Below are 25,559 nucleotides of genomic sequence, written 5' to 3'. Positions count from 1 at the left end.
GGACGACCCCGATATCGCGCTGATGCGGATGGATCTGGACAGCGCGGAGATCTGGGAAAACGCCTCGTCCTTGATCGCGGGGATCAAGTCGCTGTTCGGGCGAAAGCCACAACAGGACTATTCCGACAAGGTGGCGGAAGTGACGCTGGAATGAAAAGGGGGCCTCGCGGCCCCCTTTTGTTACGGCTGGACGGTGACCCTGGTCATCACGTCGGGGGTTGCGGGCGGTTCGCCGCGCTGGATGGCATCGACCACCTCCATCCCCGAGATCACCCGACCGACGTCGGTGTATTGGCCGTCATGGAAATCGCCCGGATCGAAGATGATGTAGAACTGGCTGTTGGCCGAGTTCGGGTCCTGGCTGCGGGCCATGCCGACAATGCCGCGCTGGAACGAGATGTCCGAAAACTCGGCCGGGAGGTCGGGCTTGTCGGAGCCGCCCATGCCGGCCATCGACAGATCGCCGCCCGCCTTGCCGTTCGCGACATCGCCGGTCTGCGCCATGAAGCCGTCGATGACGCGGTGGAACACCACGTTGTCATAGGCGCCTTCGGTGGCGAGCGCGGTAACTTGCGCAACGTGCTGCGGCGCTACGTCCGGGAGCAGGTCGATCACGACGGTGCCGTTGGCGGTGCCGGCAACCTCGATCACCAGGTTCGGGCCGGGGCCGTCGGTGGCGTCTTGCGCCTGCGCGGAGTGCGACACGCCGTAGCCCACGACAACCGCGAGACCGGCGGCAAAGAGGCCGCCTGCAAGGATGCGATCAAGCCTGGACATCGGCGGCCACCCGGACAGTGATCATGCGGTCGGGGTTGGCTGGCGGCTCGCCCCGGGTGATCTTGTCGACATGCTCCATCCCGGAAATCACCCGGCCGTAGACGGTGTATTGATTGTTCAGGAAGTGGTTGTTGGAGAAGTTGATGAAGAACTGGCTGTTGGCCGAGTTCGGGTTTTGCGAGCGGGCCGCGCCGATGGTGCCACGGTCATGCGGCAGTTTCGAAAACTCGGCGGGCAGATCGGGATGGTCGGAACCGCCCGTGCCAGCGCGGCGCAGGTTGAAGTTCTGTTCCATGTTGCCGTTCGCCACATCGCCGGTCTGGGCCATGAATCCGTCGATCACGCGGTGGAAGCAGACGTTGTCATAGGCCTTGGCGCGGGCCAGTGCCTTCATCCGTTCGGTGTGCTTCGGGGCCACATCGGCCAGAAGCTCGATCACCACTTCGCCGTCTTTGAGCGTGAGGATGATGGTGTTTTCGGGGTCTTTGATCTCGGCCATGCGGCACCTCCGGGTTTCATTGCGCGCGGACCGTAATGGCGGGTTCCGGCCAAGGGAAGGGCAAACCGTCGTGATCGGTTGACGGGGCCGTGATATGCGCGGCAAAAGCGAAGTGGACCGATGGGGAGATTTGCGATGGCCTGGAACACGCTGGACGACTTGGACCTGAGCGGCAAGACCGTGTTGACCCGCGTGGACATCAACGTGCCGATGGAGGCGGGCGTGGTCAGCGACATGACCCGGATCGACAAGATCAGGCCGACGGTCGAGGCGATCATCGCCAAGGGCGGCAAGGTGGTGCTGCTGGCGCATTTCGACCGGCCGAAGGGCAAGGTCGTGCCGGCGATGAGCCTTGGGCATCTGGTGGATGCGCTGTCGGCGTCGCTGGGGCGCAAGGTGGTGTTTGCCGCCGATTGTGTGGGCGATGTGGCGGCGACGGCGATTGCCGGGGCCGGGGCGGGCGAGGTGGTCTTGCTGGAAAACACCCGCTTCAAGCCTGGCGAGGAGACGAATGATCCGGCCCTTGCGGCGGAAATGGCGGCCTTGGGCGACGTTTACGTGAACGATGCGTTTTCGGCGGCGCACCGGGCGCATGCCTCGACCGAAGCGCTGGCGCGGCTGTTGCCGGCGGCGGCGGGGCGGTTGATGGAGGCCGAGTTGCGCGCGCTGGAGGCGGCGTTGGGCAAGCCGGAGCGGCCTGTGGTGGCGGTGGTGGGCGGCGCCAAGGTTTCGACCAAGATCGAGCTTTTGGCGAACCTTGTGACCAAGGTCGATCATCTGGTGATCGGTGGCGGGATGGCAAACACCTTCCTCGTGGCCGAGGGGATCGAGGTCGGCAAATCGCTGGCGGAACGCGAGATGGCGGAAACCGCGCGGGAAATTCACCGCAAGGCGCAGACGGCCGGGTGTTCGATCCATCTGCCGGTCGATGTGGTGGTGGCGCGCGACTTCAAGGCCGGGGCGGAAAGCCATGTGGTCGGCGTGCGCGATTGCCCGATGGACGCGATGATCCTGGATGCGGGGCCAAAGACGGTGGCATCCATCGAGGCGGTGTTCGCGGGGGCCAAGACCCTGATCTGGAACGGGCCTTTGGGTGCCTTCGAGATCGAGCCGTTCGATGCGGCGACCAATGCGGCGGCGAAGGCGGCCGCGCGGCTGACGCGGGAGGGAAAGCTGATTTCCGTGGCGGGTGGCGGTGACACGGTGGCAGCGCTCAATCAGGCGGGGGCGGCCGAGGATTTCACCTTTATCTCCACCGCAGGGGGCGCGTTTCTGGAGTGGATGGAGGGCAAGGAATTGCCCGGTGTCGCGGCCCTGATGGGTTGAGGCGAGCGCCGTGCCGGACTATCACTGACGCGAGAGCAAGCAGGAGACGGACATGGCTGACGCTGAAATGACCGAACAGGTGCGAAACGGCAAGGGCTTCATCGCCGCGCTGGACCAATCGGGCGGATCGACCCCGAAGGCGCTGAAGCTGTATGGCGTGCCGGAGACCGCCTATTCGGGCGAAGCGGCGATGTATGACATGATCCACGCGATGCGGAGCCGGATCATCCGGTCGCCGGCCTTTTCCGGCGACAAGGTGGTCGGCGCGATCCTGTTCGAGCAGACGATGGACCGCGATATCGACGGCATCCCGACGGCGGAATTCCTGTGGAAGCACCGCCATGTCGTGCCGTTCCTGAAGATCGACAAGGGGCTGGAGGCCGAGGCCGACGGCGTGCAACTGATGAAGCCGATGCCGGGGCTGGACACGCTGTTGGCGCGCGCGGTGAACGCAGGGATTTTCGGCACCAAGGAACGGTCTGTGGTCAATGCCGCGAACCGCAAGGGCATTGCGGCGATTGTCGCCCAGCAGTTCGATGTCGGTCGTCAGGTGGCGGCACATGGGCTGATGCCGATTCTGGAGCCCGAGGTCACCATCTCCATCGCCGACAAGGAAAAGGCCGAGGCGATGCTGCAGGAGGAAATCCTGCTGGCGCTGGATCACCTGCCCGAGGGAGACCAGGTGATGCTGAAGCTGTCGTTGCCGACGGTGGCGAATTTCTACAAGCCCTTGGTGACGCATCCGAAGGTGTTGAAGGTGGTGGCGCTGTCGGGCGGGCATAGCCGCGACAAGGCGAACGAGATCCTGGCGCAGAACCACGGCATCATCGCCAGCTTCAGCCGCGCGCTGACCGAGGGGCTTTCGGCGCAGCAGTCGGACGCGGAGTTCGACGCGGCACTGGGGGCGGCGATCGACAGCATCCACCGCGCCTCGATCACCTGAGGGCTGGCGTTCAACACGTTGAGTCCGGTGCGTTTTCGGGATTCACAAAGGCCTGACGTTATGCGATGATTCGGCCATGCCCCCGGTCAAGAGGGGCGGTGGGGCCGCAGGCATGACGATTTCGCAGACGCGGGCGCAGACACGGCAAGGCGTGGGCGGGTTGATCTATTTCGCCCTCGCCTTCATGCTGGGGGCCTATTTCACCTTTGCCGCCGTGCAGGGCGATTATGGCCTGTTCCGCCGGGTGGAGATTACCGCCGAAGCGCAGGTGCTGACCGAAGAGCGCGACCGTCTGGCCGCCGATCTGGCGGAAATGACCAACCTTACCCGGCGCTTGTCGGATGCGTTCCTTGATCTTGACCTGCTGGACCAGCAGGCCCGCGACATTCTGGGCTATCTGCGCACCGACGAGATCGTCATCCGCTGACATCCTGCGCCACGCGCTGCGCTGGCCTTGGGTGGCAACACCGCGCCCTGTGGCTTGTTTCGCCCTGTATTTTCCGTTATGCTGCAGATAGTTTAGCATTGAACTATCTTGCCCGGGAGGATGCCGATGGCCAAGAAGCCAGCCGAAAGGCCGAACGTCTCGAAAGACGAGCTTTTGCAATATTACCGTGACATGCTGCTGATCCGCCGCTTTGAAGAAAAAGCGGGCCAGCTTTACGGCATGGGCCTGATCGGGGGGTTCTGCCACCTGTATATCGGGCAGGAGGCGGTGGTCGTGGGCCTGGAGGCTGCGGCCAAGGAAGGCGACAAGCGGGTGACCAGCTACCGCGACCACGGCCACATGCTGGCCTGCGGGATGGACCCGAAGGGGGTGATGGCGGAATTGACGGGGCGCATCGGGGGATACTCCAAGGGCAAGGGCGGCTCGATGCACATGTTCTCGAAAGAGAAACATTTCTACGGTGGGCACGGGATTGTCGGCGCTCAGGTGCCGCTCGGCGCAGGCCTGGCCTTTGCCGACAAGTATCTGGGCAATGACAACGTGACCTTCACCTATTTCGGCGATGGCGCGGCCAACCAGGGCCAGGTCTACGAGACCTACAACATGGCCGAGCTTTGGGCGCTGCCGGTGATCTTCGTGATCGAAAACAACGGCTATGCGATGGGAACGAGCGTCAAGCGGTCGACCAAATCGACCACCTACTTCGGGCGTGGCATCGCCTACGGCATCCCGGGCGAGCAGGTCGACGGGATGGACGTGCTGGCGGTGAAGGCGGCGGGCGAGAAGGCCGTGGCACACTGCCGGGCGGGGAACGGGCCGTATATCCTTGAGATGATGACCTACCGCTACCGCGGCCATTCCATGTCGGACCCGGCGAAATACCGGACACGCGAAGAGGTGGAGAAGATGCGGTCGGAAAAGGACGCGATCGAACATGTGCGCGACCTGCTGCTGCAGGCGGGGCTGGCCTCGGACGAGGAGCTGAAGGCCATCGACAAGGACATCAAGGCGATCGTCAACGAGAGCGCCGAGTTTGCCAAAGACAGCCCGGAGCCTCCGCTGGAGGAACTCTGGACCGATATCTACGCCTGAGGGGAGAGACACATGGCAACCGAAGTATTGATGCCGGCGCTGTCGCCCACGATGGAAGAGGGCACGCTGGCGAAATGGATGGTCAAGGAAGGCGATGTGGTCAAATCCGGCCAGATCATCGCCGAGATCGAGACCGACAAGGCCACGATGGAGTTCGAGGCGGTGGATGAAGGCACGGTGGGCAAGATCCTCGTCGCCGAAGGCACGGCGGGCGTGAAGGTGAACGCGCCGATCATGGTGCTGGTCGAGGCCGGGGAAACCGTTTCCGACGCACCGAAGCCTGCGGCGGCGGCGGCTGTGGCGGTGCAGCAGCCTGTCGCAGCGGCGGCGGCTCCGTCAGCGCCAGCAATGCCGAAGGCGGTTTCGGGCTGGCCACATTCGGACCTGCCCGAGGGACCGACCAAGACGATGACGGTGCGCGAGGCGCTGCGCGAGGCGATGGCCGAGGAGATGCGCGCCGACCCGACCGTGTTCCTGATGGGCGAGGAGGTCGGCGAGTATCAGGGGGCCTACAAGATTTCCCAGGGTCTTCTGGACGAGTTCGGGGCGAAGCGCGTCGTTGACACGCCGATCACCGAGATGGGCTTTGCCGGGATCGGGGTCGGGGCGTCCTGGGGGGGCCTCAAGCCGATCGTCGAGTTCATGACCTTCAACTTCTCGATGCAGGCGATGGACCACATCATCAACTCGGCGGCCAAGACGCTGTACATGTCGGGCGGCCAGATGGGCAGCCCGATGGTGTTCCGCGGGCCAAACGGCGCGGCGGCACGGGTGGGCGCGCAGCACAGCCAGGATTATGCGGCGTGGTATGCCGCCATTCCGGGCCTGCGGGTGTGCATGCCCTATTCGGCAGCGGACGCGAAAGGGTTGCTCAAGACCGCGATCCGCGATCCGAACCCGGTGGTGTTTCTGGAGAACGAGATCCTTTACGGGCGCAGCTTCGAGGTGCCGGTCGACCCGGACTTTACCGTGCCGTTCGGCAAGGCGTCGATCCTGCGGGATGGCAGCGATGTGACCATCGTGTCGTTCGGGATCGGCCTGACCTATTCGTTGCAGGCGGCGGACGAGCTGGCGAAGGAAGGGATCAGTGCCGAGGTCATCAACCTGCGCACCCTGCGCCCGATCGACTATGACACGGTGCTGGCGTCGGTGATGAAGACCAACCGCTGCGTGACCGTGGAAGAAGGTTTTCCGGTCGGGGCCATCGGCAACCACATCGGCGCGGTCGTGATGCAGCGGGCGTTCGATTATCTGGATGCGCCGGTGATCAACTGCACCGGGAAAGACGTGCCGATGCCCTATGCCGCCAACCTTGAAAAGCTGGCGCTGACGACCACCGCCGAGGTGATCGCCGCTGTCAAATCCGTCTGCTACCGGTGAGGTGAAGCAATGGCTGTAGAAATCCTGATGCCCGCGCTGTCCCCCACGATGGAGGAAGGCACGCTGGCGAAATGGCTGGTCAAGGAGGGGGATGCGGTCAAATCCGGCCAGATCCTGGCCGAGATCGAGACCGACAAGGCGACGATGGAGTTCGAGGCAGTCGACGAAGGGATCGTCGGCAAGCTGCTGGTCGCCGAAGGCACGGCGGGCGTCAAGGTCAACACGCCCATCGCGGTGATGGTCGAGGAAGGCGAAAGCCTCAGCGCGGCCCCTGCCCCGGCGAAGGCATCGGCACCGGTGGCGGCCCCGGTGGCTGCTGGGGCGGCTGCTGGGGCGGCGGCTGCGGCGGTGTCGGCGGCGGTGTCGGCGGCGCCTGCCCCCGCAGCCCCGGTGGCGGCTGGCGGCGCGCGGGTGTTCGCCTCGCCACTGGCGCGGCGGATCGCGGCGGAAAAGGGGTTGGACCTGACGACGGTCGCCGGGTCCGGCCCGCATGGGCGCATCGTGAAGGCGGATGTCGAAGGCGCGAAGCCTGCGGCGGCCCCGGTTGCGGCGGCTGCCCTTGCGGCAGCGGCCCCGGTTGCGGCGAAACCGGCGGCTGCGGGGATGCCAGCCGGCATGTCGGCGGAAACCGTGATGAAGATGTATGCCGACCGTCCGTTCGAGGAGATCACGCTCGACGGGATGCGGCGGACGATTGCGGCGCGGCTGACCGAGGCCAAGCAGACCATCCCGCATTTCTACCTGCGGCGCGAGGTGCGGCTGGATGCGCTGATGACGTTCCGCGAGACCTTGAACAGGCAGCTTGAAGCGCGCGGCGTGAAGCTGTCGGTCAACGACTTCATCATCAAGGCCTGTGCGGCGGCGTTGCAGGCGGTGCCGAACGCCAATGCCGTCTGGGCGGGTGACCGGATCCTGCGGCTGAAACCATCGGATGTGGCGGTTGCGGTGGCGGTGGAGGGCGGGCTGTTCACGCCGGTCTTGCGCGACGCCGAGAAGAAGTCGCTGTCGACGCTGTCGGCCGAGATGAAGGATCTGGCGGCGCGGGCAAAGTCGAAGAAGCTGGCGCCGCATGAATATCAGGGCGGGTCGTTTGCGATTTCCAACCTTGGCATGATGGGGATCGAGAACTTTGACGCGGTGATCAACCCGCCGCATGGCTCGATCCTGGCGGTTGGCGCGGGCGTGAAGAAGCCGGTGGTTCTGGCGGATGGCACGATCGGCGTGGCGACGGTGATGTCGATGACGCTGTCGGTGGACCACCGGGTGATCGACGGCGCCCTGGGGGCGGAGTTCCTGAAGGCGGTGATCGAGGGGCTGGAAAACCCGATGGCGCTGTTGGCCTGACCGGCGGAAGCGGGGGTTTCAGACCCCCGCACCCCCCTGGAGTATTTTGGAAAAGAGCAAGCAGGGGGTCGGTCGGCCCCCTGTTTTCATTTGGCGTCGAGCGCCTGGATCAGGCGGCGGGAGCGCAGGGCGGCGGTGATTGCGGTGCCAGCGATGATCAGCCAGAGGGTTGCGGAGAGGGACCAGGCTGGCGCGGTGAAGGCGGCGATCACGGTGCCGATGGTCAAGGCGGCCATGCGCTGCGGCTTGGCCATCGGACCGGAGAAATCCGGTGGCAAGCCTTCGGCCCGGCCAAGTTCACGGATGTAGGCGGTGGCGATGGCAAGGGCGGCGGCCAGAAACCCGAGCGCCGGGTTGCCCGCCGCGATGCCGGCCCCGCCGAGCAGCAGGAGGTCGGAGAGCCGGTCCGGCGCTTCGTTCCAGAACGGGCCGTCCTTGGTGCCCTGCCCGCCTTCGACGGCGACCATTCCGTCGATCAGGTTGTACACCAGCCGTGCCTGGCAGGCGGCGGCGGCAAGGATCAGCATCAGCCATTGCAGGACGCCGGGCCCAATGGGCGACACGGCATAGCTGGCAGCGCCAAGTGCGGCGAAAGCGATGGAAAGCTGCGAGATCTGGTTGGGGGTGAGACCCCGCGCGACGGCCCTGACGGCAAGCGCCTTTGCCCAACGGGAATTGCGCGAGGTCAGGGGGCGGCGGGATGGCGGTTCGGCGCGGTCTGTCATGTCACGGACCAGCCGTACCGGGTGATGTGAAAGAAGATCGGTGCCGCGAAGATCACGCTGTCGAGCCGGTCGATGAACCCGCCATGCCCGGCGATGAGATGGCCCCAGTCCTTGATCCCCCGGTCGCGCTTGATTGCCGACATGACGAGGCCGCCGAGGAAACCCATCAGTGTCAGGATAAGGCAGATCCCCATGGCCTGCAGCATGGTGAAGGGCGTCATCCACCACAGGAGCGTGCCGACGGCTGTGGCGGTAAGCGAGCCGCCGAGCAACCCCTCCCACGTCTTGGAGGGCGACAGGGTGGGGGCAATTCGGGTGCGGCCGATCAGCTTGCCCCAGACATATTGCATCACGTCCGAAAGTTGCACGATGAAGATCAGATAGGCGATGAGGATGACGTTCCGACCCTCGAAACCCGGGATCTGCAGCGACAGGATCGCAGGAACGTGGCTGACGCAAAAGACGCAGACCATCAGCGCCCACTGCGTTTCGGAGACGCGGACGAGGAAATCCCTGGGGTTGCCGCGCAGCGCCGACAGGACCGGCAGCAAGAGGAACACGTAGACCGGGATGAACACGGAATAGAGCCCGTACCAGTCGATCAGCACCAGGTAATATTGCAGCGGCAGGACCAGGAAGAAGCAGGCGACAAGTGACCAGTGATCTTCGCGCGAGTGGGTGGTCAGGGTGAGAAACTCGCGCAGGGCCGCAAAGGAACAAAGCGCAAAAAGCAGGATCACGCCGGTGCGGCCCGCAAGGAACGCCACGGCGAGCAGGATCACCATCACCCACCAGGCGTTGGTGCGCGCGATCAGGTTGTCGAGCATGGGGTTGGGCGCATCGCCGAGCCGTTGCCGCAAGAGCGTGCCGATGATCGAGGCGACCAGCAGGATCACCACGACGCCCGAAAGCAGCCAGATCAGGTGCGGGCTGGTCATGATGCAGGGCTGCCCAAGGCAAGCAGCGCCTCGGAGGCACGGGCGAGGAAGGCATCCTTTGCCTCGCCCGCATGGATCCGGATGGGGGCGCCGAAGGTGAGAGTGCAGATCAGCGGAACCGGAATGACTTCTCCCTTCGGCATGACCTTGTTCAGGTTGGCGATCCAGACCGGCACAAGATCAACGGATGGCCGGCTGCGGGCCAGGTGGAACAAACCGGACTTGAACGGAAGAAGGGGGTCGTCAGAGACGTTGCGCTTGCCTTCGGGAAACAGGATCAGTGACGTCCCCTGATCCAGCGCCGCGACCATCTGATCAACCGGGTCAGTGGTGCGCGCCTCGGGGCGGCGGTCGATCAGGACGGCGTTGAAGACGTCGCGCCCGATGAACGCCCGCAACGGGGAGGCAAGCCAGTACTCCAGCGCAGCCACCGGACGGGTTTGGCGGCGCAGCGGGGCGGGCAACACTGTCCAGATCAGGACGAAGTCGCCGTTGGAACTGTGGTTGGCAAAATAGACGCGCTGGCCGGGTTCGGGGGCGATCCCCTGCCAGATGGCGCGAGGCGCGGTGATGAACCGGGCAAACAGCGAAATCGCCTCGCCCATCGCCCGGGCGGCCAGGGAGCGAAGGCTGAAGCTCACCGCGGCGTCACTTCAACTTCAGGATCTGATCCATGGTCAGCGCCGGCTGAGCACAGCCTGCCTTGCCGACAACCCGGGCCGGAACGCCCGCGACCGTTGTGTTGTGCGGCACATCCTCCAGCACCACCGAACCGGCCGCAATGCGCGAGCAGCGGCCGACGGTGATGTTGCCCAGCACCTTGGCCCCCGCGCCGATCAACACGCCATCACCGATCTTCGGGTGCCGGTCACCGTCTTCCTTGCCGGTGCCGCCAAGCGTGACCGAGTGCAGCATCGAGACATTGTCCCCGACCACCGCCGTTTCACCAATGACGATGGAGTGGGCGTGGTCGATCATGATGCCCTTGCCGACGCGGGCGGCGGGGTGGATGTCGACGCCGAACGCCTCGGACACGCGCATCTGCACGAAATACGCAAGGTCGATCCGGCCAGTGCGCCACAGCCAATGCCCGACACGGTAGGCCTGAATGGCCTGATATCCCTTGAAGAAGAGGATCGGCTGCAGGAAGCGGTGGCAGGCCGGATCGCGTTCGTAGACGGCCATCAGGTCAGACCGTGCGGCGGCGCCCAGATCGGCGTCGCTGGCATAGGCTTCATCCGCGATTTCGCGCAGGATCTGCTCGCTCATCTCGCCCGAGGCGAGCTTCATCGAAAAGCGGTACGCCAGCGCCCGCTCCATCGACGAATGATGCAAAAGGCCCGAGTGGATCAGGCCACCAAGCAGCGGTTCGGCGCGGATAGCCTCGACGGCTTCTTCGCAGACGCGCTGCCAGACGGGATCAATGCTGGAAACGCGTGGTTTGATCTCGGCCATGCTGAAGCCTCCTGTTGCAGGCCTCTTTTACCATATCAAAAGGCGCTGACGACCCTCAAAGTTGTGATGTCGGCAATCGCGCCCTGTAATGTGTCCGCAGAGCCTGCGCCGCGATGCATATCGCGTCCAGAAAGTCGGGGTCGCTGGCAACGGGTTCCGCAACTGGGCGCAGATACAGAACCCGGGCCATCAAGCTGCCATCGCCGTAGGTCGGGTGGCAGCGGCGTGTCGCCTCGAAATGCATCTGCGCTTCGGTCGCCTCGCGGATCAATCGCCTCGCGTAGGGCATGCGCCGGGCCGAGGGAAGCGGCATCAACGCCCGGGCCAGCAACAGGACGTCGGCAGCAAGCGGTGTGCGCATGTCATGCTGAAACCGCGATGACGCGAAATGGGCCAGGGCCAAAGCGGCTTGAAACCTGCGCCACCGCAACGTCGAATGGCCCCGCGACCCCATCCGCAGCCTGCATCGCGGCGGAATAGACGAACCCCGGTGCGGCACTGGCGTATTCCGCCCGGATCGTCGGTCCTTGCTGGATGCGCAGCACATAGGCCTCTGCGTCTTCGCCCAACGGCACCTCGACAACCTGCCAGCCGTCACCGTCGATGCGGGTCCTGCGTTTCCAGTCAAGCGTGACGTTCCCTGCATCGGTCCGTTGCCGCAGATGCGACACCGGATAGGGCCGCAGACCGATGCCGTCGAATGCCTCGATCCGAAGCGTCACGTTCGGATCGTCAACCCCCCGCGCAGCCCCGCCAATACGGTAGTACCGGGCAAGCCCGCGCGCCGACAGCGGCACGTCGATCTGGATCAGCGCAAGATCCAGCAGGACAACCGTGCTGCCAACCGGCCATTCGGCCGGCATGACGCCATCGGTGCCTTGCTGCCCGCGCAACCTCATGCTCACCTCGTAGGTGTCTGGCGCCACGATCTGGGACGCAGCGAACTGAAAGACCTCCCAGTTGCCCGAGCTTCCGTCACCGATCGCCATCGCATTTGCACCGTTCAGCACCGAAAGCTCACTTGCCGACGCCAGCGTGCCGCCCGAAAGCCGGATGCGCAGCGGCGCGCCGCGATCCCATAGCCCCGGCGATGCGGCAGGCAGGGGCGACTCGGTGACACCGGTCACGGCGGCTGCCGCCACCAGCCGGTTCAACTCGTATCCCGCGTCCTCGGCAGCCGACCAGACCGCCACCGAACCCGGCCAGGGCGAAGCCGCAACCGCCATATGCGGGGCGTGCGCAACCTCGTCACCGGTCAGCAAGGGCAGGTCCAGAAAGTACGGCAACACCGGCACCGGGGGCACAAAGGGGCGCAAACGATAGTCTTCCTCGGCGCTTTCACCCGGCAGATAAAGCCCGGGCTCGACGCGGACCGCATCAATCACCTGCGCTTCGGCCTGGTCCACCCGGTCCACCCGGTAACGCCGGCCAAGATAGCCGACCACGTCGCCCGCCCCCACGGCCAGCCGCGATTTTGGCAAGGCGAACCGCGCGCTGTCGCGGGCAACCCGGGCCTCGGCCAACCACCGTTCCACGGTGGCGCGGCCATCCGCCTTGGTCAGTGCAATCGCGATGTCGGTCTGCGAAACGCCGCGGGCGTCTTCGTCGGGAAAACGCCCTTCCACGCTGCGCACCTCGTAGCTGCCCTGCGCATCGACATACCCAAGCCGCACTTGCCCCGCTGTCTCGGCCTCGGACCCGCGAGCCGTCTCGAACGTGCCATCAAGGTCGCTGACCACGGCAAGCTCGTCAGGCGTGATCTCGACGCTGATCCTGCCGGTCCGGTTGCGGAACTGCAGCACGCCGTCGCGTTCGACCACATCGAACCCAAGCGTCAGCATCAGCGGCTGCAGCGCCGCGCGGGCCGTCGACACGTCGCTTTGCAGATAACCGCGGACCAACCCGTAAAGCGCGTCGACATCCACCGTCGTGATGCCCGAAGCGGCGCAGATTTCCCGCACGACCGTAGCCAAGGGCTGGTTTGTCGCCCGCCCGTTCAGCCAATGTCCGCGCGAATAGTTGCCGCCGTCGCTCCAGATTTCGGTCTGGCCGGGAAACTCCGGGAACGGTCGCGCGTCCCACGCCCAGACATGGGCGCGGTCCATGTCAACCATCCCGGCCCCATAAAGCGGCGAGACCGGGTTGTTTGCGGGATCCGCCCAGAACTCCGCCATCGCCAGCAGATACTGCATCTGGACAAGGTCATCACGGCGGCCGCTTGAATACTTCGGCAACCCGGATTCCGAAGATTTGGCGTCGATGAAACGGTTCGGCTGGTTGGTGCCCTTGTCTACTGCTGCACAGCCATATTCGGTGAACCGGAACGGCTTTGATTGCGGCACCCACGCCGTCGGTTGCGCTGCGCGCACCCCGCCCGGCCGGTCGAAATGCGCGTTCGACCACCAGGATTTCAGATCCTTGTAGCGAAACACCCACGGCTCGCCATACGCGCCATCGCTGATCGGCAAGCGACGTTGCGCCGCCTCGCCTTCGGGGCTGTCGTAAAACCAGTCGCCACCCTCGCCGCCGGTGATGTTCGCCTTGAGGTAGGCAAGGTTGTAGATCGAGCCCCAGGCCGCATCCGCGTGGTCGTCCCCGTCACGCCAATCCGAAGCGGGCATGTAGTTGTCGATCGCAACGAAGTCGATGTTGGCATCGGCCCACAAGGGATCAAGATGGAAATACACATCTGCCCCAGTGTGATAGCCGAAATACTCGGACCAGTCGGCCGCATAGCTGATCTTGACCGTCGGCCCGAGGATGGTGCGTACATCGGCGGCAAGCGACCTGAGCGCCTGCACCGCCGGGAACGCATCCGCCGCGCCCCGGATCTGGGTCAGCGACCGCATTTCCGATCCGATGCAGAACGCGTCAACCCCACCGGCCACGGCGCAAAGTTTCGCGTTGTGCAGGATGAACCGCCGATAACTCCATTCGTTCGGCCCGGAATAGCTGATCACATCGCCTGCCGCGCTGAAGTGCGCGGGCTGTGCGGTGCCGAAAAACGCGGCCACCTCGGTTGTTGCGGCGGCGGTGCGGTCTGGCGTGCCCGCTTGCCCGGGGGCCACCGACAGCGTCACCCGTCCGCGCCAAGGCAGGGCGGGCTGACCGACAGACCCGCTCCAAGGATCGGGCAGACTGTTGCCGCCAAGCTGATCCATCAACATGAAGGGATAGATCATCGCCTCCTGACCCTTGGCCTTGATCGCCCGGATCGCCTCGATCACCGAGGCATCCGCCGGGGTGCCGCCATAGACCGACCGCCCGTCGACCTTCGGCACCTCGACCGCAGCCGACCGCGCAATGCCCCCCGAGCGCCACGCCATCCCCACACCGTCCCGTATTGTCTGCTCAACCTTTGGCCGCACCGTGCATGATCCGCAGCGAAGATCGTCACCAAACCAGGATACGATCACCGAAACCGATCCGCACCCTGGCAACTCTTCGCCCAACTGCTCCAGACTGGTCGCAAAATCGGTCAACCCGGACGGCGAATGGACGTTCGCGGTCCGGTTCCGGCCCGGCGCTTCGGCATAATGCACCGGCGTCGTCGCCAGGCCGTATTCCCCCGTCCCCGGAATAAGTGCAACCGCACGAACCGCCCCGTTCAGCGTCGCCGAGGGGTCAACCGACGGTCCCTGAGCGGCGCGCATGACTTCAAAGTTGAACTGCGGCACACGGTTGCCATAGGCCGCCAACTCCAGATCCTCGATCACCACATAGGCCAGACCGCGATAGGCGGGTGCCTGCCCGGCACCCTCGACCGCCTCGATCTTGGGGTCGGGCATCTGCGCCTCGCTGCCCACATAGACCCGCAGGTTCAGATCGCGGGGCGAGATTTCATTGCCATCCGCCCAGATCCGCCCGACCCGCAGGATTTCGCCCTCACAAAGCGCGATCGCAAGGCTGACGGAATAGCTGTATTCATTCACTTGCGGCTTTGGCGCGCCTTTTCCGCTGCGCCGCCGCTGCACGGATTCGCTGAACTGCGTCGCCCAGATCACCTGCCCCGGCAGCCGCATCCGGCCCCACACCTGGCCGATGGCCGCGCCTTCGCCCGCCCCGGTCAGCCGCAACCTGTCCAACCGTCCGACATCCACCGGGTCCGAGCCCGCCCCAAGGATCCGCTGGTCGATCACCCGGCCCAGCGTCGCCCCGACCGCCCGGCCGATCACCGCACCAGACAGGCCAAGAACCGCACCGCCAAAGCCGGACCCGATGGCCGCACCGGCCGCAGACAAAAGAAGAGTGGCCATAGATCAGGCTCCTTTGGGAAAGGCGAAACGTGCCGCGATCCGCCGTTCCCAAGGCTGGGACAGCGGGCTTTCGACGACACCGTGGTCGGTGTAGGCATGGATGAAACGGGGTTCTGCCCCGGTTTGCGATTGTATTCCCAGATGTTTGGCAATGCTGCCCGTCCGCATCCGGAACACCAGCACGTCACCCCGGTCCGCCGCGCCATCCGGCTTGCGCAGCAGCAACCGAGCCGCGGCCTCCAGCAACACCTCGCGGTGGTCAGGCTCGGCCCAGTCAGCGGTGTAGGGCGGCACCGGTTCAGGCTCGACCCCCTGCAACGCCCGCCAGATGCCGCGCAAAAGGCCAAGGCAATCGGTGCCAGCCCCCTTGGTGCTGGCCTGGTGCAGGTAGGGCGTGCCGATCCAGCTCCGTGCCTCGGCCACCACGCGATCAGGCCCCGTCATGGGGTCGATCCGAAGGTCTGCCGCACCAGGCTTCCACCGGTCTTGGCGCTGCCGGACACCGGGTAGGATGCCAGCCAATCTTCACCCGGAATATGAGGAAATCCTCGGAAGTTCATGAAATTTGCGAACTTTGTGCGGCAGATCTCTGCTGCCTTGTTGCAGCCGGCAACGATGCGAACGCTGTCACCCGCCGCAATCTTTGCCGGGATCGACTGCCACAATTCGATCCGCCTGCCCGCCCCCTCTTGCCGGTCCACCCGCACCACGCCGACAAGGCCTGCGGCGGGCCCGCTCAGCACCTCGAAGCGGCCATACTCGAACCACCGGTCATCAAACCCGGCAAAGCTGTCAAAGCGGAAACTGCGCGCGTCCTCGACCGCCTCAACGATGCGCTGTGAAAAATATCCAGGTTGCGCCGTGTCGAACCGGCAGCGGCCATCACCCAGAACAGCCGAACAGCCCGACTGGTAGGCAAAGCCCTGCGGCCGGTTCAATGCATCGCTCAATCCCCGCAACTCGGCCCGGAAACTTCCGCCCGCCCGCACGATTTCGCCCAGCGCGCCGCGAAACTGCTCCACCCGCTCGTCAGGACTGGCCCAGTTCACCAGCCAGGCCCGCACCTCGGCCCCGTCATAGCGCCCGGCCAGCAGGTCCGCTTCCGTCACCGACGCGTCGCTCAGCGCGCCAACCGCCTCGCTGTTGTCAACCGACAGGCCCGTGGTCTGCTGCAACGCCCGCGCCGTCATGCCTGTGTCGGCGCGGCACACCACGCCTTCGATCACCAGATCGCGGTCATGGTCGGTGAACCCAAGCACCGTTCCGTCCGCGCGCACCACGGTCCACGCCCGGCAAACCGTGGTCGCCCCGCTGCCCAGATGCGCGTAAAGCGCTGCCGCGCTCACAGCCGGATCTCCACCACCGGCACCGTCGGCACGTCGCCCGCCTGAAACGACGCGACCGAGGTCTGGATGCCGTCGGTGTCAAACCGCACCGGCACGTCGAACTCGAACCCCGCCGTGATCCGCGTGCCAACCTCCGGCGCAACCACAAACGTGATCGCACCCGTCTGGTAATTCACCGCGAACTCAAGGCTTTCGATCTTCTGATCGTCCGACACCGCCACCAGAACCGACCCCACCACCGGCTTCAGGATCGGGCGCACATAGCTTTCCAGGCCCGAAGCATAGGTCTTTTGCAGCGCAAAGACCGTCGCCACCCCATCCCCGGTTCCGATCAACTGGTCCAGCGGCGACAGGCTGCGCGATGCCGGGCAGGATTTGTAATCCGACCAGTCCTTCCAGCGAAACCCGTGCAACTGCCCGGCCCGCGCCTCGAAAAACGCGATCAGCGTTTCCACATCGTCCAGCGACCGCAGCCCCACACCCGCGTCATACCGCCTGCGCGAATGGGCCCAGGGCGTGTTGCGCTCCTCGAACCCGTTGGCCAGCGTCACCACTTCGGTGCGCCGCTCCGGCCCGCCAACCGACCCGAAGCTCAGGTTTGCGGGAAAGCGTATTTCGTGAAATGCCATGATCTTCCCTCACCGGTTCCGTTGCCCACGCGCCAGCGCCCGGCTGACCTGCGCCGCCACCTGGCTCTGGCTGCGCTGAAAGCCCTGCACATCGGGCGTCGTGATGTTCATCACCACGCTCACCGCCCGCCCGCCCCCGGCCTGCACACCCAATTTCCCATCCGGCCCGCGCGCCAGCGGCATGATCGCCTCCGGCCCCGCCTCGCCCATCAGCCCGCGCCCGCCCCGCATCGGAAAACTGGACGGCTGCGACACCACCCCGCCCTTGGCAAACGGCATCACCTTGCCCTGGGTGAACGCCCCGCCATTGGCGAACGGCATCAGCGACCCCATCGCCCCCGAAACGCCTTGTGCCAAAAGCCCGCCCAGCGCGCCCGTGACCGGCTTCATCGCGATCGAATAGACCGAGTCGACGATCGTATTCGCGACCGATTTCAGCGCGTCGTTCAGCTTCATTCCGTCGAACACCAGCCCGTTGAATGCCTTGCTCAGGCCGCCGGAAATCCCGCTGGACAGCGTGTTCACCTCGCGCCCGGTAAAGATCATCGTCTCCCGCATCCGCGCCAACTCGCCGTCAAACGCAGCCACCATCGTGGCCGACGATCCCAGTTGCGCCTCAAGCGCTGTCAACTGGTCCTGCATCGCGTTGATATCCGCCATCGCTTTCACCCTTCCTCACATCGGGAAACGCCGCCGCCAGTTCGGCCAGCCGCGCACGCGTCAGGGGCGGGCCAGCCTCGCCCGCCCCCAGCATGATCCGCAGTTCCACCGGGGTCAGCCGCCAGAAGACCGCCGGCTCCAACCCAAGGCCGTGCAGCCCGGCGGTCATCAGACCGCGCCAGTCGATCATGGTGCCGCCGATGCCGCTCATCCCTCGCCCGGCACCGAAAACGCCCGCGCCAGCAACTCCGCCGCCGCGCGCGAGGCCTCGACCGGACCGCCGCCGATCTCGACCGTGCGCAGATCCGCCGCCGTCCCCTGCCAGCCGCCACCCCTCAAACCGGCGACGATCAGCGCCAGCACGTCGCGCGTCGAAAACCGCCCGCCCTCGAACCGCTCCACCAGATCGATCAGCGTGCCGGTCTCCAGCGCCGTCTCCAGCTCGGCCAGCGCCCCAAGGGTCAGCTTGGCGACATGGCGCTGGCCATCCAGCCAGATCGCCACCTCCCCTGTCCAAGGGTTCGCCATCAAAGCGCCGTGAACGTCAGCGGCCCCGCCGAGGCCATCGACATCTCGTAACTCGCCTCGTCATTATGGCTGCCCGCATAGTCGATCGAGGTCAGTTGAAAGAGCCCCTCGATCACCCCGAAACTCGGGATAACCACCTGAAAGCGCGGGATTTCTCCGTCAAAGAAGATCTGCCGCGCGCGCTCGTCGGTGTTGGCGTCGCGAAACACCCCCGAGCCCGAGATCGCCGCCGACTTCACCCCCGCCCCGGCCAACAGCTCACGCCACCCGCCCTGGCTTTCGAGGCTCGTCACGTCGACCGATTCCGTGTTGAAACTGATCCGCGTCGCCCGCAAGCCGGCGATGGTGACAAACTGCCCATCCCCGGTCTGGTCGATCTTGATCAGCAGATCCTTGCCGCTTTGCACAGCCATGTCCGTTCTCCGTCTGAGAAAGTTGATTGTTCGCCACTGGGCGCCTCCCCTCCCCCTCGTGGGGAGGGGCTGGGGGTGGGGGGGGCATTTCCCGCCCTAGACCTGCACCCGCGCCCGGAAGGTCAGGTCGATCCGCCGCGTCTCGCCCTCGGAAATTCGCCGGGCACTGGCGCGCACGAAGTAAAGGCTCACCAACTGCCCCCGCGTCAGCCCCAGGGGCGCCCCGATCAGCGCGTCCGAAATCGCCGCCGCCACCGTCTTCAGCGCCAGAAACCCGGTGGCATCGCTGATCACGCTGATCACCATCAGGTGCTCGGCCCCCGCGCCCGATTTGTCGGACTGGTCCCGCGCCTCCTCCGGCCCGATCAGGACGAACGTCCCCGTCACCCCCGGCGGCACGGCGTCAAAGATCGCCACCCCCGCCAGTGCGGGAAACACCGTCAGCGCCTGATAGACCGCACCCTGCAGCGCGGCCGCTCCACCGTAACTCATGTCGGCACCTCCTCGCGTGCAAAGCAGGTCAGGTAGCGCCCGACCGGGTCACGCTCCGTCACCGCCAGAATGGTGAACAGCCGCGCGCCTTCGCGGAACCGCTGCTCGGGCTTTGGCCGCGACACCGCCCCATGAGGCGCGCCCCTGACCACGATCCGGTAGGGCACCGAGGCAAGCGTCACCTCCTCGCCCGGCACATCCCGCCCCGATCCGGGCAGCACCGCCGCCCATAGCGTCCCGAGCGCCGCCCAGCTTTCCGCGTAGCCGCCCGCGCCGTCGCTGACGCGCACCGCGCCCTCCAGCACCAGCGCCCGGTTCAGATCGGGCGCCTTCATGCCCAACCCGCTCATGCCCGGCCCCCGCCCAATATCCGCACCGTCCGCCAGCGCTCGATCAGCGTCACCACCCCGAACGGCAGCCCCGCCGCCTGCGTGTTGTCGTCATGCCGATGCTCGTAAAACTCCGCCGCCAGCAGCAGCACCGCCTGGCGCAGATCTGCCGGCACATCGGCCCAGCCTGCGCCAAAGCCTGCGTCAAACACCACCTTCACCATCCCCGACGAGGGGATCGTCGGCAGCGCCGTGCCCTTCCCGGCCAGCCGCGGGCGGTGCAGATCCGGGATCAACCGATACGCCGCCGCCGGCACCAGCGTTTCCGCCGCCGCCACATCCACCAGCGTCACGCTCACGATCCCGCTGACCGGTGCTACCGGCAGCGCCTGCTCGTCGCCATCGCGCCAGCAGTCCAGCACCCAGCGGAACCGCCGCTGATACAGCATCTTGCCGATCCGCGCCTCGATCGCCGCCAGCGCCGCCCGCAGGTAGCTTTCCAACAGCGCATCCTGGATGCTGCCGTCGGAAAACCCCGAGCCCAGGCGCAAATGGTCCTTCAAGTCCTGAACCGGCAGCGCCGCCCCCGGCACCGTGGTTTCTTCGGTCAACATCATGTCATGCACTCCGGTCGCCAGACTATGGAAAAGCCGGACGCGCGCACCCGGCGCGCGTCCAAATCCCCGGCCCCGCTTGCGGGGGGCCGGGACGCGGTCAGGACACCGCGACCTTCAAAAGCTTGATCGCCGAATAGTCGGTGATGTCGCCGCCCACGCGCTTGTTGGCGTAAAAGAGGACATTGGGCTTGGCCGAGAACGGGTCGCGCAGGATGCGCAGGTCCGGGCGTTCCGCAATCGTATAGGCAGCGCGGAAATCCCCAAAGGCGATCGGATAGGTGTTCGCCCCCACATCCGGCATGTCTTCCGAAACCAGCACCGGATAGCCCATCAGACGCGCCGGCTCGTTCGCCGCCAGGCCATCCGACCACATGAAGCGGCCGTCCGCGTCCTTCATCTTGCGCACCGCACCCACGGTCTTCGAATTCATCACGAAAGCCGCGTTGGCGCGGTAATCGGCGCCCAGCGCATAGACCAGATTGACGATGCAATCGACGGCGTTGGTCGCGGCAAAATCCGCCGCAGCACCGGTGGGGATGTAGCCAAGGCTGCCCCAGGTCCAGGACGCGTTCGCCACCTTGGCCGGCAGCAGGATGCCCTTCGGCTTGTCCACACCGTCGCCGTTGATAAAGGCGGCAGCCTCGGCACGGATGAAGCGGGTCGCGATCTTCTCGGCCAGCCAGCCTTCCACGTCAAAGGCGCTGTCGTCCAGCAGGCGCTGGCTGGCCTTGGGCATCGCCGCCAGTTCGTGCAGCTTGATCGAGATGCGCTCGATCACCGGGGTCGCGGTCTCGGTGGTCGAGGCGGCTTCGGTGGCCCAGCCCGAACCCACTTCCGAACGGTCGACGATCACATCGAACGAGGTCGCCTCGACCTGCACGACATTGGCGATCGACCGCAAGCTCGAGGTCGCGAACAGCATCGACCGGATCCGGTCCGCCGTCTGCGGATCGACCAGATAGCCACCATCCGCCGCCACCGCGCTGGACATCGCCTTGCCCTCCAGCACCAAGCCGCGCAGGCCATCGTCATCGCCCGACCGCAGATAGGCGTCGAACGCCTTCTGGTGCGGCGCGCCGGCATCGGTTTGCGCCGACAGTGCCGGGCGCCCGTAAGTCATGGTCTTTGCGTTCAACATGGTCAGTCGCTCTTCCTGTTGTTTCAACGTCGATTTCACTTCGTCCTGAAAGCCCTTGAATTCCTTCAAGAACCCGGAGACGGCTGCCTTCACTTCCGCAGCCGTCCGGGCCTGGGGCAAATCTTCCCCGGCTCGAGTCTCTCTCTCGGTCATCGTCGCGTCCCTTTTGGTTGCACTCAGAAGCGAAGCATCGTTGGGTGCCTCCCCTCACCCTCGTGGAAACGGGGGTGGGGGGGGGGGCGGGGGGATGCCTCAGACGCCCCCCGTCCCTAGGTCCCGGCCAGATCTCGCCGCGCGGCCTCGAACGCCGCCGCCACGTCGCGCCAGTCCTCGCTGAAGGTGTCGGCCTTGGCCGACACCCGCGCCTCGGGCAGCATCGGAAACGTCACCAGCGACACTTCCCACAATTCCAGTTCCGACAGTTGCCGCACGCCCTTGGCGTCGCGCTCGGCCTTCACCGTGCGGTAGCCGATCGACAGCCCGTCGATCGCCCCCGCCGCCAGCAGCGCCACCGCCTCGCGGCCCTTCGCCACATCGGTCAGGATGCGCCCCTTGACCCAGAGGCCCGTGGCGTCCTCACGCACCTCGTCCCACACCCCGATCGGCTGGGCCGGGTCATGCTGCCACAGCATCTTGACCCGGCCCCCGCCGGCAGCCAGGCGCTTCAGCGAGGCCGCATAGGCCCCTTTCCGCACCACATCGCCGCCCTGATCCTTAACCCCGAACAGCGACGCATAGCCCGCCACCACATGCCCGTCCGTGACCGTCAGCCCGGCCTCCGGGCGGACGAACTTCCGCTCCGGCGCGCCCCACTCGCTTGTCATCGCCTCACCTCGTTGCCGCATTGATCACCGCCTCCGCCATTTGCGACAAAAGAAACGCCGCCACCCCGTAGACCCCCAGCCAGATGCGCTTTTCCAGCCGCTCCAGGCTTGCGTCGATCAGCCCCAGCCGGAAATCCAGCGCCGCCCAGCGCTCCTCGGCCACCCGCTCGTTGGCCTCGATCCGTGCCGCCGCCGCATCGAAACTGTCATAGACGAACCGTGACCCGCCCTCGGTCTTGCGACCCGGCGCCGTCATGCGCCCTCCGCAATCTTCGGCAGCCCCAGGATCATCCGCTTCTCGGCCTCGGTCAGGAACTCGGCCGCGCCGACCCGCGCCCATTGCTGGTCCCGCTCCACCGCCAGCGCCGGGATCTGGTCCAGATCCGCGCGCAGCTCCACCAGCTCGCCGGTGAACCCCGACAGCCAGTGCGACATCGACCCCATCACCCGCCCGACCAACGGCAGCACCGTCAGCCGGTAGAACGCCCGGTTCGCCTCCTGATAATTGGCGTAGGTCGCATCCCCCGGTATCCCCATCAGCATCGGCGGCACGCCAAAGGCGATCGCGATCTCCCGCGCCGCCGCCTCCTTGGTCTTCTGGAACTCCATGTCCGACGGGCTGAACCCCATCGGCTTCCAGTCCAGGCCCCCTTCCAGCAGCATCGGCCGCCCGGCATTGCGCGCGCCCTGATGGTGGCTCTCCATCTCGCTCACCAGCCGGTCATACTGGTCCGCCGACAGGCTCGACTGCCCATCCGCCCCCTTGTAGATGATCGCCCCCGACGGCCGCGCCGCATTGTCCAACAGCGATTTCGACCACGCACTGGCCGAGTTGTGCACATCCACCGCCACCGCCGCCGCCTGCATCGGCGAAAACCCGTAATGGTCGTCCTGCGGATGGAAACTGCGCACATGGCAGATCGGGCTCACCGCCCCCGTCACGTCAAACCGGTGCGACCGCCCGCTGACCGTGTAGTCATAGGCCACCGGCCAGCCATCCGCCCCCGGCACCAGGCTCATCCGGTCGGCGCGCAGCACATGCAACTCGCCCGGCAAGGCCCCCGCCCCCGGCAAGACCCCCGCCCCCGGCAAGACCCCTGCCCCCGGCACCGCCTCGACATAGGCGTTCCCGGCCAACAGCAGATAGCCATAGACCGCCTCCAGAAACTCCGCCCGCCCCTGCCCCGCATTGGGCCGGCCCAGCAGCGCCAGCACCGGATGCGTCTCGAACCGCCGCTCGGCGTCCTGGCACACCAGGGGCAAGGCCGCCGCGGCCTCGGCGATCAGCCGCACCGCACGAAACCCGATCGGGTTGCCCTGAAACCCGGTCCGCGCCAGGGAAACCGCATCGCGCGGGCTCCACGCCACCCGCCCCGAAGACCCCCACGCCACCACCCGCCCCGTGGCCGAGGATTTCACCTCCGCCACCGGCGCCGCCGTTTTCCGCAAGAAATCGAACACCATCGCCGCCGCTCCCTGATCCCTGATCGCTGTTCCATGGGCAAAGCCCCGCCGCGCCCCGGCCCGCAAAGGCTGGAACTCACACCCCGAAGGGCCTTCATCTGTCCAAGAATATCCCCGTCGGAGGCTCCGCCCCTTACAGCGACCGCACCATCGGCCGCCCCACCTGCCCTGCCGGATCAACCATCAACTCGGTCAGCGCCCAGACCAGCGCATCCAGCCGGTCCGGCGACCCGCCCCCGGTCCAGCCCGTCACCGTCATCTGGCACATCTGCGCTTCCAGCTTGGCCAGACCGCGCACATGCGCCACCCGGCCCTGCTCGTAAAGCGCCGCCACCGGCTCGGCGCGCAGCATCTTCGACCGCGTGGCATGGACCGCCCGGTAGGGCACCAACGGATCGATCATCCGCACCACCCGCTCCACCAGATCACCGCCCTGGTTCACCTCCGCCACCAGCCGGTCCGCCTTGTGCCGGTCCATCGCCGCCAGCGCCGCCCGCGCCCATCCCTCGGGCGAGGCACCCCGCACCGACGCATCCTCCAGCACAACCGCCCGCCACTGCCGCGGATCGCCCCGCGTATCGGCACCGACAACGATGATCCCGCATTCATCGCTCGACTTGTGCGATGTCACCGGCGGGTCCACCGCCACCACGATCCGCGTCAGCTCCGGCACCACGTCCAGCCGCGCCCCGTCCAGTTGCGGCATCGACCACAGCGCGCCCGCCACCTCCTCGACCAGCACGCCCTCCAACTCCTGCCGCCCCAGGCTCGTCCCGCCAAACCGCGCCTGCACCTCGGTCAGGAACGATTCCGCCAGATAGGCCCGGTTCGCCTCGGTCGGCGCATGGGTGATCACCGTCGAGGGGTTCTTCAGGATCGCCTTCAACACCCCCACATTGCGCGGCGTCGTCGTCACCACCTGGCGCGGCGTCTTTCCCAAGCGCAGCGCGAACTGCAACTGGTCCCAGGTCTCGCCACCCTTCTTCCACTTGCCCAATTCGTCCGCCCAGGCCGCATCGAACTGCGGCCCGCGCAAACTTTCCGGGTCATGCGCCGAAAACACCTGCGCCACCGCCCCGTTCGGCCATTCCAGCATCTTGCGGCTCGCGTGCCACTCCGGGCGGCGGTCAGGCGGCGAACAGGCAAGGATGCCACTTTCGCCCAGGATCATCACCTCGCGCACCTGATCGACGGTCTCGCCCACCAGCGCCACCCGCCGCGACCGGCCCGGATCGTTCGGCCCTGCGCCTTCGACCTCCGCCCGCACCCATTCCGCCCCGGCCCGGGTCTTGCCCGCCCCGCGCCCGCCCATGATCACCCAGGTCTTCCACGCGCCCCTTGGTGGAATCTGGTGCGGCAACGCCCAGAACTCGAAGATCCACGGCAACGACAACAGCGCGTTCTCGTCCAGCGAGCCGAGGAACTCAGTCACCTCCTCCGGCGTCGCGGAGGCAAGCCAGGCGGCGCCCGATTTCAGCCCGCGCTGCGTCAAAGTCGAGGGCACCCCCGGCTCCAACCTGCCCGGCAATCTGCTTGCGGAGTTTGTCAACTTTGGTCCTTTCTTCCAGCACTTGCAGCGCTGTGGTGCGCAGATCGCGCACCGCTGTCTGCGCAGCCTTCACTTCACTCATTTGCCCGGTGCGGATCGCCTGGATCGTGCGATACAACTCTTCCGCCGCCATCCGGTACAAACCATCCGCCACTGCCAGCACATCGTCCGGCACGGCGTCTCCGTCGGAGAGCCTGATTGTCATCTACCTTCGCCACCCCTCATGCAGCCCCGCACGAGCGAAATGAAAAAAGCGGCCAACGGGTTGCCCCGGGCCGCTCTCACATTTCTTTCAGCATGCCATGATATCTACCTTGGACCGTTCGCCAAGTCAAGCAAAAAATCCAATGGCAACAATGGGTTACCGAACGCCACCTTAACCTTTCC

General features: G+C 66.1%; 30 protein-coding genes. 6 read left to right on the top strand and 24 right to left on the bottom strand.

Going from position 1 to position 25,559, the window contains the following annotated elements:
* Positions 1-180: 180 nt before the first annotated feature.
* Together U1E69_RS15660 and U1E69_RS15655 are read right to left on the bottom strand one after the other, a co-directional pair.
* Positions 181-777 carry a peptidylprolyl isomerase gene (locus tag U1E69_RS15660; protein WP_322245311.1) on the bottom strand — a complete coding sequence of 199 codons (597 nt, stop codon included), beginning with the start codon at positions 775-777 and terminating at the stop codon, positions 181-183.
* Entirely contained in the window at positions 764-1,276 is a 513-nt protein-coding gene (locus U1E69_RS15655; RefSeq protein ID WP_305570615.1) for a peptidylprolyl isomerase, read from the bottom strand. The genes U1E69_RS15660 and U1E69_RS15655 overlap by 14 nt, the downstream gene beginning before the upstream one ends.
* 135 nt (positions 1,277-1,411) lie before the next feature.
* Here U1E69_RS15655 and U1E69_RS15650 point away from each other — a divergent pair, with 135 nt between their 5' ends.
* From U1E69_RS15650 to U1E69_RS15625, 6 genes are all read left to right on the top strand, one after another.
* Positions 1,412-2,602: a phosphoglycerate kinase gene (locus tag U1E69_RS15650; protein WP_305570617.1), complete on the top strand. Its 1,191-nt coding sequence runs from the start codon at positions 1,412-1,414 to the stop codon at positions 2,600-2,602.
* 52 nt (positions 2,603-2,654) lie between these two features.
* Positions 2,655-3,545 (top strand): fructose bisphosphate aldolase, encoded by an 891-nt coding sequence (locus U1E69_RS15645; RefSeq protein WP_305570619.1) that lies wholly within the window; start codon positions 2,655-2,657, stop codon positions 3,543-3,545.
* 112 nt (positions 3,546-3,657) lie between these two features.
* Positions 3,658-3,972, top strand: coding sequence for an FtsB family cell division protein (locus tag U1E69_RS15640; RefSeq protein WP_305570621.1), 315 nt, complete (start codon positions 3,658-3,660; stop codon positions 3,970-3,972).
* 126 nt (positions 3,973-4,098) lie between these two features.
* Positions 4,099-5,085: a pyruvate dehydrogenase (acetyl-transferring) E1 component subunit alpha gene (gene pdhA / locus U1E69_RS15635; RefSeq protein WP_305570623.1), complete on the top strand. Its 987-nt coding sequence runs from the start codon at positions 4,099-4,101 to the stop codon at positions 5,083-5,085.
* Between the two features lie 12 nt (positions 5,086-5,097).
* The gene (locus tag U1E69_RS15630) at positions 5,098-6,465 is read left to right on the top strand and encodes a pyruvate dehydrogenase complex E1 component subunit beta (RefSeq protein ID WP_305570625.1); all 1,368 of its coding nucleotides are present in this window, start codon (positions 5,098-5,100) and stop codon (positions 6,463-6,465) included.
* A 9-nt stretch (positions 6,466-6,474) separates the two neighbouring features.
* Positions 6,475-7,809 carry a pyruvate dehydrogenase complex dihydrolipoamide acetyltransferase gene (locus tag U1E69_RS15625; RefSeq protein ID WP_322245310.1) on the top strand — a complete coding sequence of 445 codons (1,335 nt, stop codon included), beginning with the start codon at positions 6,475-6,477 and terminating at the stop codon, positions 7,807-7,809.
* An 86-nt stretch (positions 7,810-7,895) separates the two neighbouring features.
* Here U1E69_RS15625 and U1E69_RS15620 read toward each other — a convergent pair whose 3' ends face one another.
* The 22 genes from U1E69_RS15620 to U1E69_RS15515 all read right to left on the bottom strand — a co-directional run bounded on the left by U1E69_RS15620 (position 7,896) and on the right by U1E69_RS15515 (position 25,347).
* Positions 7,896-8,534 (bottom strand): CDP-alcohol phosphatidyltransferase family protein, encoded by a 639-nt coding sequence (locus U1E69_RS15620; protein WP_305569866.1) that lies wholly within the window; start codon positions 8,532-8,534, stop codon positions 7,896-7,898.
* Positions 8,531-9,472, bottom strand: a complete 942-nt coding sequence (locus tag U1E69_RS15615; RefSeq protein ID WP_305569864.1) for a phosphatidate cytidylyltransferase — start codon at positions 9,470-9,472, stop codon at positions 8,531-8,533. Before U1E69_RS15615 ends, U1E69_RS15620 begins: the two co-directional genes overlap by 4 nt.
* Positions 9,469-10,077 carry a lysophospholipid acyltransferase family protein gene (locus tag U1E69_RS15610; protein ID WP_305569870.1) on the bottom strand — a complete coding sequence of 203 codons (609 nt, stop codon included), beginning with the start codon at positions 10,075-10,077 and terminating at the stop codon, positions 9,469-9,471. The genes U1E69_RS15615 and U1E69_RS15610 overlap by 4 nt, the downstream gene beginning before the upstream one ends.
* A 43-nt stretch (positions 10,078-10,120) precedes the next feature.
* A complete protein-coding gene (gene cysE, locus U1E69_RS15605; protein ID WP_305569862.1) occupies positions 10,121-10,927 on the bottom strand; it encodes a serine O-acetyltransferase in 807 nt (268 codons plus the stop codon).
* Positions 10,928-10,982: 55 nt separating this feature from the next.
* Positions 10,983-11,288: a hypothetical protein gene (locus U1E69_RS15600; RefSeq protein WP_305569860.1), complete on the bottom strand. Its 306-nt coding sequence runs from the start codon at positions 11,286-11,288 to the stop codon at positions 10,983-10,985.
* A gap of 1 nt (position 11,289) precedes the next feature.
* Positions 11,290-15,183: a baseplate multidomain protein megatron gene (locus U1E69_RS15595; protein ID WP_305569858.1), complete on the bottom strand. Its 3,894-nt coding sequence runs from the start codon at positions 15,181-15,183 to the stop codon at positions 11,290-11,292.
* Between the two features lie 3 nt (positions 15,184-15,186).
* Positions 15,187-15,627, bottom strand: coding sequence for an NlpC/P60 family protein (locus tag U1E69_RS15590; protein WP_305569856.1), 441 nt, complete (start codon positions 15,625-15,627; stop codon positions 15,187-15,189).
* Entirely contained in the window at positions 15,624-16,529 is a 906-nt protein-coding gene (locus U1E69_RS15585; RefSeq protein WP_305569854.1) for a DUF2163 domain-containing protein, read from the bottom strand. Before U1E69_RS15585 ends, U1E69_RS15590 begins: the two co-directional genes overlap by 4 nt.
* A complete protein-coding gene (locus U1E69_RS15580; protein ID WP_305569852.1) occupies positions 16,526-17,158 on the bottom strand; it encodes a DUF2460 domain-containing protein in 633 nt (210 codons plus the stop codon). The genes U1E69_RS15585 and U1E69_RS15580 overlap by 4 nt, the downstream gene beginning before the upstream one ends.
* A 9-nt stretch (positions 17,159-17,167) precedes the next feature.
* Positions 17,168-17,818 carry a phage tail tape measure protein gene (locus U1E69_RS15575; protein ID WP_305569850.1) on the bottom strand — a complete coding sequence of 217 codons (651 nt, stop codon included), beginning with the start codon at positions 17,816-17,818 and terminating at the stop codon, positions 17,168-17,170.
* Positions 17,775-18,029 (bottom strand): rcc01693 family protein, encoded by a 255-nt coding sequence (locus U1E69_RS15570; RefSeq protein WP_305569848.1) that lies wholly within the window; start codon positions 18,027-18,029, stop codon positions 17,775-17,777. The genes U1E69_RS15575 and U1E69_RS15570 overlap by 44 nt, the downstream gene beginning before the upstream one ends.
* The gene (locus U1E69_RS15565; RefSeq protein ID WP_305569846.1) at positions 18,026-18,346 is read right to left on the bottom strand and encodes a gene transfer agent family protein; all 321 of its coding nucleotides are present in this window, start codon (positions 18,344-18,346) and stop codon (positions 18,026-18,028) included. The genes U1E69_RS15570 and U1E69_RS15565 overlap by 4 nt, the downstream gene beginning before the upstream one ends.
* A complete protein-coding gene (locus tag U1E69_RS15560; protein ID WP_305569844.1) occupies positions 18,346-18,759 on the bottom strand; it encodes a phage major tail protein, TP901-1 family in 414 nt (137 codons plus the stop codon). Before U1E69_RS15560 ends, U1E69_RS15565 begins: the two co-directional genes overlap by 1 nt.
* A gap of 96 nt (positions 18,760-18,855) precedes the next feature.
* The gene (locus tag U1E69_RS15555; protein ID WP_305569693.1) at positions 18,856-19,251 is read right to left on the bottom strand and encodes a DUF3168 domain-containing protein; all 396 of its coding nucleotides are present in this window, start codon (positions 19,249-19,251) and stop codon (positions 18,856-18,858) included.
* On the bottom strand, positions 19,248-19,586 hold the full coding sequence (locus U1E69_RS15550; protein ID WP_305569738.1) for a head-tail adaptor protein: 339 nt from the start codon (positions 19,584-19,586) through the stop codon (positions 19,248-19,250). The genes U1E69_RS15555 and U1E69_RS15550 overlap by 4 nt, the downstream gene beginning before the upstream one ends.
* 11 nt (positions 19,587-19,597) lie before the next feature.
* The gene (locus U1E69_RS15545; RefSeq protein WP_305569695.1) at positions 19,598-20,197 is read right to left on the bottom strand and encodes a head-tail connector protein; all 600 of its coding nucleotides are present in this window, start codon (positions 20,195-20,197) and stop codon (positions 19,598-19,600) included.
* Positions 20,198-20,294: 97 nt separating this feature from the next.
* Positions 20,295-21,488 (bottom strand): phage major capsid protein, encoded by a 1,194-nt coding sequence (locus U1E69_RS15540; protein WP_305569697.1) that lies wholly within the window; start codon positions 21,486-21,488, stop codon positions 20,295-20,297.
* Positions 21,489-21,604: 116 nt separating this feature from the next.
* Positions 21,605-22,159 carry an HK97 family phage prohead protease gene (locus U1E69_RS15535; protein WP_305569698.1) on the bottom strand — a complete coding sequence of 185 codons (555 nt, stop codon included), beginning with the start codon at positions 22,157-22,159 and terminating at the stop codon, positions 21,605-21,607.
* Positions 22,160-22,163: 4 nt separating this feature from the next.
* On the bottom strand, positions 22,164-22,415 hold the full coding sequence (locus tag U1E69_RS15530; RefSeq protein WP_305569699.1) for a GTA head formation protein, RCAP_rcc01685 family: 252 nt from the start codon (positions 22,413-22,415) through the stop codon (positions 22,164-22,166).
* Positions 22,412-23,623, bottom strand: a complete 1,212-nt coding sequence (locus U1E69_RS15525; RefSeq protein WP_322245309.1) for a phage portal protein — start codon at positions 23,621-23,623, stop codon at positions 22,412-22,414. The genes U1E69_RS15530 and U1E69_RS15525 overlap by 4 nt, the downstream gene beginning before the upstream one ends.
* 133 nt (positions 23,624-23,756) lie before the next feature.
* The gene (locus U1E69_RS15520) at positions 23,757-25,055 is read right to left on the bottom strand and encodes a DNA-packaging protein (protein ID WP_305569701.1); all 1,299 of its coding nucleotides are present in this window, start codon (positions 25,053-25,055) and stop codon (positions 23,757-23,759) included.
* The gene (locus tag U1E69_RS15515; protein ID WP_305569702.1) at positions 25,048-25,347 is read right to left on the bottom strand and encodes a hypothetical protein; all 300 of its coding nucleotides are present in this window, start codon (positions 25,345-25,347) and stop codon (positions 25,048-25,050) included. The genes U1E69_RS15520 and U1E69_RS15515 overlap by 8 nt, the downstream gene beginning before the upstream one ends.
* Positions 25,348-25,559 lie beyond the last annotated feature (212 nt).

It is taken from the genome of Tabrizicola sp. (assembly GCF_034366665.1).
Taxonomy (GTDB): Bacteria; Pseudomonadota; Alphaproteobacteria; order Rhodobacterales; family Rhodobacteraceae; genus Tabrizicola.
Note: the sequence above shows the minus strand (reverse complement) of the source record. Positions and strands in the feature narration are given on the sequence as shown.